This is a genomic window from Acinetobacter sp. ACZLY 512, assembly GCF_023614015.1.
Classification (GTDB): domain Bacteria; phylum Pseudomonadota; class Gammaproteobacteria; order Pseudomonadales; family Moraxellaceae; genus Acinetobacter; species Acinetobacter soli.
Genome location: NZ_JAKIVI010000005.1, coordinates 63,189 through 75,991 on the forward strand (window position 1 = coordinate 63,189; position 12,803 = coordinate 75,991).

The 12,803-nt window shown below is 43.8% G+C and carries 9 protein-coding genes; 5 read left to right on the forward strand and 4 right to left on the reverse strand.

What is annotated here, in order from left to right; genetic code table 11:
* The first annotated feature begins 65 nt into the window (after nucleotides 1–65).
* On the forward strand, nucleotides 66–644 hold the full coding sequence (locus tag L2096_RS07345) for a DJ-1/PfpI family protein (RefSeq protein WP_250365158.1): 579 nt from the start codon (nucleotides 66–68) through the stop codon (nucleotides 642–644).
* 14 nt (nucleotides 645–658) lie between these two features.
* Here L2096_RS07345 and L2096_RS07350 read toward each other — a convergent pair whose 3' ends face one another.
* The 3 genes from L2096_RS07350 to gltS all read right to left on the reverse strand — a co-directional run bounded on the left by L2096_RS07350 (nucleotide 659) and on the right by gltS (nucleotide 4,596).
* The gene (locus tag L2096_RS07350; RefSeq protein ID WP_004935221.1) at nucleotides 659–1,609 is read right to left on the reverse strand and encodes a patatin-like phospholipase family protein; all 951 of its coding nucleotides are present in this window, start codon (nucleotides 1,607–1,609) and stop codon (nucleotides 659–661) included.
* 137 nt (nucleotides 1,610–1,746) lie between these two features.
* Complete coding sequence (locus L2096_RS07355) at nucleotides 1,747–3,222, reverse strand: alanine/glycine:cation symporter family protein (RefSeq protein WP_034440484.1); 1,476 nt, start codon at nucleotides 3,220–3,222, stop codon at nucleotides 1,747–1,749.
* A 138-nt stretch (nucleotides 3,223–3,360) separates the two neighbouring features.
* Nucleotides 3,361–4,596 (reverse strand): sodium/glutamate symporter, encoded by a 1,236-nt coding sequence (gene gltS / locus L2096_RS07360; RefSeq protein WP_250365159.1) that lies wholly within the window; start codon nucleotides 4,594–4,596, stop codon nucleotides 3,361–3,363.
* 374 nt (nucleotides 4,597–4,970) lie between these two features.
* On the opposite strand from gltS, the gene L2096_RS07365 reads away from it, so the two are divergent.
* On the forward strand, nucleotides 4,971–5,675 hold the full coding sequence (locus L2096_RS07365) for a nitroreductase (RefSeq protein WP_250365160.1): 705 nt from the start codon (nucleotides 4,971–4,973) through the stop codon (nucleotides 5,673–5,675).
* Between the two features lie 60 nt (nucleotides 5,676–5,735).
* Here the strand turns inward: L2096_RS07365 and L2096_RS07370 are convergent, their stop codons facing one another.
* Nucleotides 5,736–6,947 (reverse strand): multidrug effflux MFS transporter, encoded by a 1,212-nt coding sequence (locus tag L2096_RS07370; RefSeq protein WP_076032948.1) that lies wholly within the window; start codon nucleotides 6,945–6,947, stop codon nucleotides 5,736–5,738.
* A 146-nt stretch (nucleotides 6,948–7,093) separates the two neighbouring features.
* Here L2096_RS07370 and yccS point away from each other — a divergent pair, with 146 nt between their 5' ends.
* The 3 genes from yccS to L2096_RS07385 all read left to right on the forward strand — a co-directional run bounded on the left by yccS (nucleotide 7,094) and on the right by L2096_RS07385 (nucleotide 12,698).
* Nucleotides 7,094–9,268: a YccS family putative transporter gene (gene yccS / locus L2096_RS07375; RefSeq protein WP_212515351.1), complete on the forward strand. Its 2,175-nt coding sequence runs from the start codon at nucleotides 7,094–7,096 to the stop codon at nucleotides 9,266–9,268.
* Between the two features lie 91 nt (nucleotides 9,269–9,359).
* Complete coding sequence (locus tag L2096_RS07380; protein ID WP_004945714.1) at nucleotides 9,360–9,920, forward strand: YcxB family protein; 561 nt, start codon at nucleotides 9,360–9,362, stop codon at nucleotides 9,918–9,920.
* 159 nt (nucleotides 9,921–10,079) lie between these two features.
* Nucleotides 10,080–12,698 carry a PepSY domain-containing protein gene (locus L2096_RS07385; protein WP_250365161.1) on the forward strand — a complete coding sequence of 873 codons (2,619 nt, stop codon included), beginning with the start codon at nucleotides 10,080–10,082 and terminating at the stop codon, nucleotides 12,696–12,698.
* The last annotated feature ends 105 nt before the right edge of the window (nucleotides 12,699–12,803 follow it).

The following is a 12,803-nucleotide window of genomic DNA, read 5'->3' on the forward strand; positions in this document are numbered from 1 at the left end:
TTGCAACGTGAAAAGCGTATGATAAAAGCGAAAATCACAACACATAATCATAACAGGACCCTAAAATGACAAAACAGATTCTCATGTTGGTTGGTGACTATGTAGAAGACTATGAAACCATGGTGCCTTTTCAGTTTTTAACTGCTTTAGGCTATGACGTGCATGCGGTGTGTCCCGATAAAATTGAAGGCGATCATATCGCCACAGCCATTCATGACTTTGAAGGTGAACAAACTTACAGTGAAAAGCGCGGTCACAATTTTGCCATCAATTATAATTTTGAAAACGTACAACCCGATCAATATATCGGCTTGGTCATTCCGGGTGGACGAGCACCAGAATATCTGCGCATGAATGCACGCGTAATTGCCATTGTACAAGCCTTCGATCAGGCCAAAAAGCCCATTGCGGCGGTGTGTCATGGTGCACAAATTCTGGCAGCAGCAGACGTTTTAAAAGGTAAAACCTGTTCGGCTTATCCCGCTTGTGCTGCCGAAGTTAAACTGGCTGGTGGAACATTTGCCGATATTTCCGTGACCGATGCCGTGACTGATGGTCATTTGATTACCGCACCCGCATGGCCTGCCCATCCTGAGTGGCTGGCACAATTTATTAAAGCCTTGGGAGCAACCGTTCAGCTTTAATACCATTTTTGTTTTTACGGCTGCTTGGCCTGCGCATCGACATTATGCAGATCAAGTGCCGTTTGAATCGCATCTAATTTTTTTTGTGCAGCATTGATGCCCGCCTGAATGGTGGCCTCACGTTCTTTTACATCAAAGATATGTGCTTTTTCATAAAGTTCTGGCTGAATCACAATATCAGCGTGTTTGAGTTCTTCATCCGCTAAACGGTTTTGCATAATATTGATGTTCTGGTTAAACAATCCCCAGATGTTGGTGGTTTCTGTATGAATGGGCTGTGCCAGAATATCGACTGCAATAACGACGTCTGCACCGAGTGATCGGGCAACTTCGACCGGTACAGGGCTGACCAGTCCACCATCGACATATTCTTTATTTTGAATTTTTGTAGGTACAAACATACTCGGAATCGAAATTGACGCTCGAACGGCTTGCCCGGTATTGCCCTGATTAAAAATAGTTTGTTTGCCTTGCTTAAGCTCGGTTGCCACCACAAACATCGGAATTTTCATATGCTCGAGTGGCTGATGATTAACTTGCTGATTGACATAATCTTCAACTTTTTTACCATCAAAAAAGCCTTTTTTATCGAGGGTCAGTTCACGCACATCGCCCACTTTTAAATTAAGCGCGATATCTCGTAACTCACTCGATGTTTTTCCGCTGGCATAAATCGCGCCCACAATACTGCCTGCACTGGTCCCCACGATAAAGTCTGGACGGATACCATGCTGTTCGAGTACTTCAATTACACCAATATGTGCATAGCCACGCGCACCACCACTGCCCAAGACCAGCGCCACAACCGGGCGTTGCTGCTTGATCGATGCAAAGGAAGCTGCGACCTGATCACGCTGTGTTTCTAGTAAAGGCTGCGCAATTGGTTGATGCTTTTCTACGGGTGCGTGTTGACACCCTGCAAGTATCAGGGAAAATCCAAACAGTAGAATAGACAGACATCTCATTGCAATAAAAAACCTTTATCCTGTTTTTTTTGTTTGGCAAGTTTAGTCGCATGTTACAAGAAAAGCTGTATCGAATTTATATCAGCTCAAAAAAAAGCAGCCTGTGAAACAGACTGCTTTTTTATTTTGAATTTTAATTACCAGATATCGCTATCGACTTTTTTCTTCATTTCAGGATATTGATCAATCTTGAATTCAGGGTTTTTGATTCCCTTTTTCATTTGTTCACGATAATCCTTGAGAAGCTTACGAACAAATGGCGTGAGCAACAAAATCGCAATCAGGTTGATGGTCGCCATAATACCCATAAACAAATCGGCCATCGACCAAACCAACGGAACACTGCTGATTGCGCCAAAGTAAACCATGAACAATACAAAAATACGGAAGATAAACATGACTTTCGGGCTGTTATTGATGAACTGCATATTGCCTTCTGCATAGGCATAGTTGCCCAGCACAGCCGAATAACAGAACAAAAATAGCAATACCGCAAGAAAATCACCGCCCCAGCTACCTAGCTGTGATTCAAGCGCACGCTGGGTCATTTCAACCCCAATGGTGCCACCGTCGTGATAAACACCCGAAATCAGGATAATCAATGCCGTTGAGGTACATACAATGAAGGTATCTACAAATACACCGAGCATCTGTACCAAGCCCTGATCGACTGGATGTTTCACTTCCGATGCAGCAGCGGCATTCGGTGCAGAACCCATCCCCGCTTCATTTGAAAATAGACCGCGCTTGATGCCCTGCATCATGGCCAATGAAATCATTCCACCAAAAAAGCCACCTGCCGCTGCTTTAAACTCAAATGCTTCGGTGAAGATTAGTTTAAAAACATCAGGCAAAATATCGTAGTTGATGACTGCAATATATAGTGCAGCCGCCAAATACAAACCTGCTTTAATTGGAACAAACATTTCAGCAAATTTGGCAATCCGTTTGATACCACCAAAAATGGCAATTGCCACCAATACCACCAAAGCCAGGCCAACCCAAGATACTTCGAAGTTGAGACCGCCAAGAGGCAAGATGATATTGGCTTTATCCCAGCCCCAAGAGTGCGAGGTTGCATTGGCAATCGCATTGATTTGTACTGAATTAAATACAAAACCATAGGTAAAAATAAGAGAAATGGCAAACACAAAGCCGAATGTTTTACTCTTTAATCCCTGAGTAATATAGTAGGCAGGTCCACCGCGGAACTGTTTAGTTTGCGTGTCACGGACTTTAAACAACTGAGCCAGTGTAGATTCGGTAAATGCCGAGCTCATACCCAATAATGCAGTTACCCACATCCAAAACACTGCGCCAGGCCCACCTAACGCAATCGCGATCGCCACACCGGCGATATTTCCAACCCCAACACGGCTTGCAAGACCAGTTACAAAGGCCTGAAACGGTGTAATACCGTGTTCATCTTCACCGTCTTTACGGCTTCCCTTCATGACTCGAATACTTTGCCAGAACATACGAATTTGCACCGCTTTGGTTGCGATGGTGTAAAACGTACCTGCTGCCAGCAAGAAAACGACCAGAAAATCCCATAAAGGATCATTAAAAAAGCTGACCCAAGACATCAGGGTTGCAGTTAATTGTTCATTCATATCTGAAACACTTGTGTTTACCATATCACTATGGTGTCTATCTAAATCCCACTAAATAAATAAAAAAGCCTCTACAATCAGAGGCTTTTTTATTTATCGACATTTTGAATCAATGTGCCCTAAATCATTTCTCTAGTTTCACACAAAAAACTTAAGAATTACTTGAATTACGGTCGCATTGATTAAATCAACAAAAAATGCACCACACAGTGGAACAATTAAAAAAGCTTTATGAGATGGCCCATACATATTGGTGATCGCTTGCATATTCGCGACGGCGGTAGGCGTTGCCCCCATCCCAAAACCACAATGCCCTGCTGCAAGAACAGCAGCATCATAATTCTTGCCCATGACCTTGAAGGTCACGAAAGCTGCGTATAATGCCATTGTTAAGGTTTGTGCTGCAAGGATAATCACTAAAGGACCAGCCAAATCGACCAATTGCCAGAGTTTGAGCGATAAAAGTGCCATGGCCAGATATAATGATAACGATGCATTACCGAATACATCAATCGCGCGATCAAAAATATCGACACGAAAAATGCTTTCCAATACGTTACGTAAAATGACGCCGCCGCCAAGCGCCCACACAAATGTAGGTAGCTCAAACCAGGTGCCTTTACTGTAACCGGTCATGAATTCTGCAAAGGCCAGACACGCTGCAAACATCCCCAATGTGGTAATGGCATTGTCTGCCGTGATGAGACGTACTTGATGCGGATTTTCAAATGGCGCAAGATTTTCAGGATGCTCATCAACATGCGTATCTCGATTACGAATTTGTGCGTCGGTTCGAGCATGCGACAATTGATGGCGTTGAATCAGAAACTTGGCCAAAGGCCCGCCAATAATCCCGCCGATAATCAAGCCAAAGGTCGCACTGGCCATGCCGAGTGCCAAAGCGCCCTGAATACCATGTTGAGTCTCTAGAATTTCTCCCCACGCCCCTGCAGTACCATGCCCACCTGTAAGTGTAATCGAACCTGCGATCAGTCCAATTAACGGATCGATACCCAGCAAGGTGGCCAGACTCATGCCAACCAAGTTTTGCACGACAATAAACGAAGCAATGCAGACCAAGAAAATTACCAGCCCAATACCGCCTTCTTTGAGCTTGGCAAAGTGCGCACTTAAACCGATCGAAGCAAAGAAAATCAGCATAAAACTGGTCTGGAGTTCACTACTAAAAGTAATGCTGTAGCCCCAGATCGAATGCACCACCAACGACAACAGCGCAGCAACAAGGCCGCCTGCGACTGGTTCAGGAATGTTGTAACGTCTCAGAAAGTCAATTTTATTGACTAAAAAGCGCCCTAAAAGTAATACGATGACCGCTGCAATCAACGTATAAAAGGCATTAAATGTAAATTCCATATATTTTCCATTTAACTCTCAAGCATTTAATCGATTTTCATTCTTCTAATATGTGAATGATAAAGATGACTAAACGGAACCTTGAGAACAATTACCCAAAAGAAGTGAAACAGAAAGATGAATTCAGATAAGAACAAACCGTTTGATTTGAAGCAAAGCTAAAAATCACAAGCTATTCAGTATAGTATACCATTACAGTAGACACCGTATTTTTGCTGTAATTGTGGCGATTTTTTACGCAATATCACTCATTTTTTCATAGTTCCAGTTGCAGTTTATCTACTACAGTCTGTTTTTGATTTTATAAAATCGGTTTAAAAATCGCAGATGAATCCTTTATAGTGGAGGCATTAAAAAACGGATAAGGAACGCCCATGCAGTCCGAGCAAGTTCAATTGGTCGATCAAGCCATTACGTCTCGACATTCGGTTCGTGCTTTTTTACCCACCCCCATTGAACCTCAAATCATTAAAGATATTCTGGCAGTCGCAAGCCGTGCACCGTCGGGGACCAACACCCAGCCATGGAAAGTGTATGTAGTCACTGGCAAAACACGCGACACCATGATTCGCCGAGTATGTGACGCTCAAATCGCACTGACCAATGATCCAAGCCATGCCGAGCAGTATCAGGAAACATTCGCTTATTATCCTGAAAAATGGATTTCACCCTTTATTGATCGCCGCCGTGAAAATGGCTGGGGCCTGTATGGATTACTCAATATTCAAAAGGGAAAAAAAGAAAAAATGGCCCAACAGCAATTACGTAACTTCCAGTTATTTGATGCACCGGTTGGACTGTTTTTTACCGTCAATAAAATGATGGGCGTCGGATCGAAAATGGATATTGCCATGATGATTCAAAACGTCATGATTGCTGCAAAAGCCCGCGGACTAGATACCTGCCCTCAAGCTGCATGGAATCATTTTCATCCGATTGTGCTTGATGTACTTCATGCATCTGAAGATGAAGAGCTGGTCTGTACGGTGGCTTTAGGCTATGCAGACCCAGATCATATTGTGAATACCTTTATTACACCACGTGAAAGCGTCGAGAGCTTTACCCAGTTTTTAGATTAAATCCATCGACTCAATCAAAAAAGACCTGAATATGCTGGTCTTTTTTATTTATTTGAGGGCTTAAGCATTTTGCAGCTTAAGCTGACGTGCGACAGCAAAAATCGCGATTACCCCTGCGCCAGAAAATAGCATCATCATAATGCCCATATTTAGTAGGGCATTCCAAACGAGAAAGTTTAAAATTACACCACCCAACAGACCGCAGCCAAACTGCATACTGCCCATAATGGCACTGGCTGTACCTGCACGGGCGCCTTGTCTCGACATTGCCAGCGCCATGGCATTAGGTCCAGTCATCCCCAGCCCTGAAACAGCTAAAAACAAACCTGCCATCACCATTGCAATTGGCGCATCTGAAATCAGACCACTCAAAAGTACTAACGCTGCACCTGTTAGCTGAATGAAACCCCCTATTTTAAGCCGAGTCATGGTGCCAAGTTTGGATACCAGCTTTTTATTGATGGAAGAGACAATCATGATTCCCAAGGCATTAAAGCCAAACGCATAGGCAAACTGCTGCTGCCCCAAACCATATTGATCCATTAAAACAGAAGATGCTGAACTGATATAACTAAACAATACCCCACCGGTTAAACACCCCGCCAACATCGGGAAACGAAAGCTGGTATCTTTAAAAATCGCGGCATATAAAGTCACCACCTGATAAGGGCTAAGTTTCAAACGTTTTTCAGGTGCCAAAGTTTCATCAAAGAAGAAATGAATGCACAATAAACATAAGCAGCCAATCAGTGCGAGTAACCAAAAAATAGCCTGCCAATGGAAAAACTCCAACACCATTGCACCCAGCGCTGGCGCTGCAATCGGTGCAATCCCCATCACAATCATCATACTTGAGAAGGCCTGTGCCGAACCTTGTACATCGAGCCTGTCACGTATGGCAGCACGTGCAATCACAACACCCACGCAGCCGCCCAGCGCCTGTACCAGTCGGGCTAAAATAAGCGACCATTCATCTTGCGCCAATACACATAATGCACTAGCCACCACATATAAAGTGAGTCCAACATATAACGGCGCTTTACGGCCGATTCGGTCACTGATCGGGCCATAAACAAGTTGACCGATTGCCAAACCCAAGAAATATGCAGGCAGGGTATTGGCCACCATACGCGTGGTGGTTCCAAAATCACTGGCCATTTGTGGTAAGGCTGGCAAGTACATATCAATCGACAGCGGCCCAAGTGCGGTCAAAAGGGCCAGCAGCATAATCCACGCAATTGAATATTGACCGGGTAATCTACTTTCGGACATAGTCACATTTTAATATTAAATACGGAGTGTGAAGACAAGCTTACACTGTCCATAGTATGATTTCACTGAGTAATAATAACGATGATGACTCAACCTGACGTGCATGCAGGGAGGTGTCTTTCACTCAATAGCTTAAAGGAATCCCCTTGAACTCTTGGTTTTCCAAACTCAAACAAGCGACTTATAACACTTCGCTGATGTATAACCTTCGGATGCTGATTGCATTTGCAGGCACTGCCTTTGTGCCCTATTTTCTCGATTATCAACTGGCCACTATTCCGCTCACCCTCGGTGTGGTTGCCGCTGGCTTGAGTGATATCGACGACCGCTTTTCTGTTCGAATCATGAATCTGGTCTATACCTATGTGGGCTTTTTTGCCGCTGCAACTTCGGTACAGCTTTTGTTTCCACATCCGGTGGCATTTGCGCTGGGATTGATTGTGGCCTGTATTTTCTGGATTTTATTGGGCTCTTTAGGGCGCAGATACACCACCATTTCCTATGGATGCTTGGTGGTGTCGGTTTACTCAATGCTGGGCGTACACCTCTTTCCAGAATGGTACATGCAACCTGCTCTTTTAGTGTGCGGTGCAGCTTGGTATGGTTTGATCGCCACGATTAGTTTCTTGTTATTTCCGATTCGCCCCGTACAAGATAAATTATCGGCCTGCTATGCATCGCTGGGTGATTTTTTATTTGCTAAATCCAGTGTATTCGATGTCGATATGACACCTGACAGTTATCAGCAATCCTTGATTGATCTATCGATGGAAAACGGCAAACTGGTCGGAATTTTTAACGATTTAAAAGCTTCATTGCTCACCCGACTCAAAGGCGATCGCGGACAAAAAGACACCCGACGCAGCCTGCAATATTATTTTGTGGCACAAGATATCCATGAGCGCGCAGACTCGGCGCATATCAATTATCAAGAACTGAGTAAAATTTTTCAGCACAGCGACATTTTGTTTCGCTTCCAACGTATTTTGACCATACAAGGCAAAGCCTGCAAGGATTTAAGCGAAAGTATTTTAAAGCGACAACCTTATAAACATAACAAGCGCTTTAAACACACCTTTGAAAATCTCAAACAGTCTTTGGGGAAATTACGTCACGATCAGGTTTATGATCCGCTTTGGGTCAATGCGCTGTACGCGCTTTATCAAAATTTGAAAGGTATCGATGCACAGTTACGTAATTTAGAAACAGAGCGTAATATTGCTTTAGATAAAGTGAAGCAGATGGATCATCAGCTTAAAGACGACGATCTTAAGGGCTGGAACGATATCATTGTGCGGATTCGTCAAAACCTAACACCAGAGTCGGTGTTATTTCGTCATGCTGTTCGGCTTTCTGTGGTGTTGTTTGTAGGCTACATTTTTGTCCAAACAACCGGTATTCAATACGGCTACTGGATTCTATTGACTGCGCTGTTTGTTTGTCAGCCGAATTTTAATGCCACCAAACGCCGACTGCGATTACGAATTGTGGGTACATTGGTCGGCATTATTATTGGTATTGCGATTTTATACTTTGTGCCTTCACTTGAAGGTCAGTTGCTGATTTTAGTGTTGAGTGGCGTGTTGTTTTTTGAACTGCGCAGTAAACAGTATGCACAAGCCACAGCCTTTATTACCATTTTGGCGCTGATTAACTTTAATTTAGATGGCTTCGGTTTTTCTGCGGGATTACCACGCATGATCGATACCCTCATCGGCTGCGCGCTGGCGTGGCTAGGCGTTAGCTTTATCTGGCCAGACTGGAAGTTTCGACGCTTACCGCGCACCATTCGCCGTGCCATTCAGGCGCAGTGTAATTATCTGGTCGATGTGGTGCAGCAGTATCATCATGGTCGAAATCATGGTCTGAGCTATCGGATTGCGCGCCGTACTGCGCATAACACCGATGCAGATGTGGCATCTTTAATTTCTACCCTTGCGACCGAACCTGATTTTGATCCGATTCAAAAAAATCTGGCATTCGAATTTCTGTGCTTACATCATACTTTTCTCAGTTATATTGCTGCGCTGGGCGCACATCGTGAAAAGATTGATGATCAAGAGATTCTCAATCTACTCAATAAAGCATTAGACGACATTCAAGGGGCTCTGCTCAGAGATGAAATGCCCGGGCTAACCGCACAGAATATGCTGCAAACCATTCGGCAGCGTTTAAAGCAAAATAGTGAGGAAGATCAACTGGCTATTATTATTTTGCAGCAGCTTTCCCTGATGTACAGTATTTTGAATCAGCTCAGTACACTCAAGCAAAGCCTGAGTCATGATCGGGATGATGCCGCCACCGAATTGGCATCGCTGTAAATCGCATGAAAATGGCACAATATATTCACGGATTGGCGTGATTTAATGCTAAACTTTGGCGAGTTTAAAATTCACTAATTGCATTTGCACTATGACCGCGAAAACTTTATACGCTTATACGCTACAGCCTGTTAACTACGAAGTGTCTGAAGCTGAACAACGTGATGCTCAGCTTAAGATTTGGCGTAGCACCAATAAAATCAGCACAAAAGCATGGATCATCATGGCAGTGGTTTTACTACTGTCTATCGCAGGGATTATTCTTCTTAAAAACTATTCCACCATTTTTTGCTGGGTTGCCATCATCTGTGTGGTGTTGTACTTCGTACTGCGCAAGTATGGCCTAGAATGGTATGTAAAACGCAAAATGAATGAATTTCCAGTTCAGGAAATTAAAGGTGTTCGTTTGGGCGTGCAGCCACACGGTATTGTGATGCGTCAGCAGATGAATGGCCAAGAAGGTGTTGGCACCATTGGCTGGAAAGACATCTATGAATGGTATAACACTCCAGATTTTATCTTGCTGAATTTTAAAGTAAAAGGACAGCAAGGTGCATATTTGCTTCCAAAGCGTATGGACACCAAGAATTTTTCATTTAATACCATTCGTAAGCACCTGAACGAACAAGTCGGTGATGCAAAATCGTTTTAATTTGAAAACCTAAAAAAAGCCTCCGTACGCGGAGGTTTTTTTTTATCTGCATTATTAAATGATAATGAAAATTAATATTATCTCGAAAATCCATATTATCTAACGAATCTTGAGCTATACTCTAGCAAAATTTAAATCTCTAATTTTGCGTTTACAGCCATGTTAAAAAAAGTCTTTTTCCAGATTCATTGGTTTTTGGGGATCAGTGCGGGTCTTATCCTTGCGTTGATGGGAGTAACGGGTGCGATTTATTCGTACGACCAGCAGATTTTAAAACTCATTAATCAGGACAGTTATGTTGTTCAGGCGCAAAATACGCCTAAACTCACACCTGCACAGTTGTATCAGCACTTTGAGCAGCGTCAGCCGGATCTAAAAATCAATAGTATTACTATCGCCAAAGATGCAACCGCCTCCTCCACCGTAAATATTCAAAAAGAAGGTGAACGTCGCGGTTATAACATGATGGTGAACCCTTATACAGCTGAGGTACTGCCTGAAATCAAGGGACGTGGATTCTTTCAATTTGTTCAGCAGTTACACCGCAACCTAACGTTCGGGCCGGTGGGCAAGCAAATTACGGCAGCATGTACCTTAATTTTGATCTTTTTTGTACTCAGTGGACTCTATTTACGCTGGCCAAAACGTCACACATGGCGTCAGTGGTTGTTTGTAAAGCCAAAACTTAAAGGGCGCAATTTTATTTGGGATCTGCATGCCGTTATAGGTACATGGGTGGTGGTGTTTTATTTGTTGATGGCATGTACGGGCTTGTATTGGTCGTATGACTGGTGGCGTGACGGTATGTTTAAGCTGATGGGTGTTGAACGACCACAACCACAAATGCAGGCCGGACCTCGCAATACACAAGGTCAAGCGACAAATCGGATGCAAGGTCAGCCTCAACAAGGCCATGCAGGACAAGAACATCGTGGTGAAGGCCGCGGTGAATCTCGCGAACAACTCTCTTCTGCACAAATTTATGATGCACTCAACAAGACATGGACTGGTTTTAACACTCAACTTGGCCGCGATTATTCGTCTATTACGCTCAATTTACCTAAAAAAGCCGATCAAACGATTGAGCTCTCTTTCATAGATGCAACACCACAGCATGAACGCGCCCGTAACTCAGCCGTCTATCACTATGGGACGGGTAAAATTGAAAAATTAGAGCTCTATGAAGACAAAAAACTCAATGAAAAAATCATGAGTAGCATGTTGCCAGTCCATCGCGGCAGTTTCTTTGGCCCGGTGTACCACTTTTTTGCAATGCTTGCTTCTTTGGCGATGCCGCTGTTTTTTGTGACGGGTTGGATGCTGTATCTAAAACGCCGTAAGCAGAAAAAATTAACCTTGGCTGCACGCCAGCATGTCAGTGATCATTATATCGATCCAAATGCAACGCCTTGGCTCATCACCTATGCCTCTCAAACGGGTGTGGCGGAACAGCTGGCATGGCGCACTGCAACACGACTACAAGAAGCGCATCAACCCGTTCAGGTTCGACCGGTTCAGCAATTAACCGAAAGTGACTTCAAAAATTCACCACAAATTTTGTTTGTACTCAGCACCTATGGCACAGGCGAAGCCCCAGATCTGGCCAGCAACTTCGAGAAAAAATTCCTAAAGTCTTCAATGGTTTTGAATCATCTCAACTATGCCATTTTGGCACTGGGGTCAAAAGAATATCCAGACAGCTACTGCGCCTTTGGCCATCGGGTCGACCTATGGTTGAAACAGTCTGGTGCACATGCCCTGTTTGATGTAATTGAAGTTGATAATGCTCATCCTGATGACATTCAAAAATGGAACACGGCACTGGCCAGTGCCACCAAACTTGAACTTCAATCGATGAACATCGAAAAAATCTTTGATGAATGGAGATTGAGCAAGCGTGAGCTTTTAAATCCTAATAGCCAAGGAGCATCTGCATATAATCTGGAATTTACCACAGCCAATGATACCATCTGGCAAGCTGGTGATATTGCAGAGATTCAACCGGGTAACTCGCCTGCACGAGTGAAGGCCTTTCTAGAAAAGCATCAGTTATCCGCACAAACTTATGTAGAGAGCATTGAAAGTACGCTGGCTCAAGCACTTTGGAATCGTGATTTAAGCACTGATGTCGAACCATTTGCCAATCCGGAACATTTACTCGAACAACTTGCTGTATTGCCGACTCGCGAATACTCAATTGCCAGTATTCCAAGCCAGCAAGTATTACGATTAACCGTTCGCCAGCAGTTTGATCAAAATGGTCAATTGGGCTTGGGCTCTGGATGGCTAACCGAACATTTAAGCGTGGGTGAATCTGTGGCCCTGCGTATTCGTACCAACCCCTCGTTTCATCTCATCGATGACAACCGCCCTATTGTTTGCATTGGAAATGGAACTGGAATTGCCGGCTTGATGAGCTTATTACATGCCCGAATTCGTCACGACTATACGGAAAACTGGCTGATTTTTGGTGAGCGCCAGCAAGCATGCGACTTTTTTTACGAAAATACGATTCGCGCATGGCAAAGCACAGGTATGTTGAAACGATTGGATCTGGTGTTCTCACGCGATCAGACACAAAAACGCTATGTTCAAGATATCTTGAGAGATCAGGCACAGATTTTAAAACAATGGATTGATGCAGATGCTGTCATTTACGTTTGTGGCAGTATCGAGGGCATGGCATCGGGTGTCGATCAGGCACTCACCGATATTTTAGGTGAAACTCAACTCGATGCGCTTAGAGCACAAGGTCGTTATCGACGTGATGTTTACTAAAATAATCTAGCAAATTCAATAATGGCCAAAACGAGATGCCAGCGCATAGCGCTGGCATTTTTTTATTTGCTATGATGAGCCGATCTTTTATATTTGACTTTGGCT

What these genes read in the sequence shown, in the direction of transcription:
- gltS (WP_250365159.1), bottom strand. Translation starts at nt 4,596, where the DNA reads ATGGAATTTACATTTAATGCCTTTTATACGTTGATTGCAGCGGTCATC.
- L2096_RS07350 (WP_004935221.1), bottom strand. Translation starts at nt 1,609, where the DNA reads ATGAGATGTCTGTCTATTCTACTGTTTGGATTTTCCCTGATACTTGCA.
- L2096_RS07365 (WP_250365160.1), top strand. Translation starts at nt 4,971, where the DNA reads ATGCAGTCCGAGCAAGTTCAATTGGTCGATCAAGCCATTACGTCTCGA.
- L2096_RS07380 (WP_004945714.1), top strand. Translation starts at nt 9,360, where the DNA reads ATGACCGCGAAAACTTTATACGCTTATACGCTACAGCCTGTTAACTAC.
- L2096_RS07355 (WP_034440484.1), bottom strand. Translation starts at nt 3,222, where the DNA reads ATGAATGAACAATTAACTGCAACCCTGATGTCTTGGGTCAGCTTTTTT.
- L2096_RS07345 (WP_250365158.1), top strand. Translation starts at nt 66, where the DNA reads ATGACAAAACAGATTCTCATGTTGGTTGGTGACTATGTAGAAGACTAT.
- L2096_RS07370 (WP_076032948.1), bottom strand. Translation starts at nt 6,947, where the DNA reads ATGTCCGAAAGTAGATTACCCGGTCAATATTCAATTGCGTGGATTATG.
- L2096_RS07385 (WP_250365161.1), top strand. Translation starts at nt 10,080, where the DNA reads ATGTTAAAAAAAGTCTTTTTCCAGATTCATTGGTTTTTGGGGATCAGT.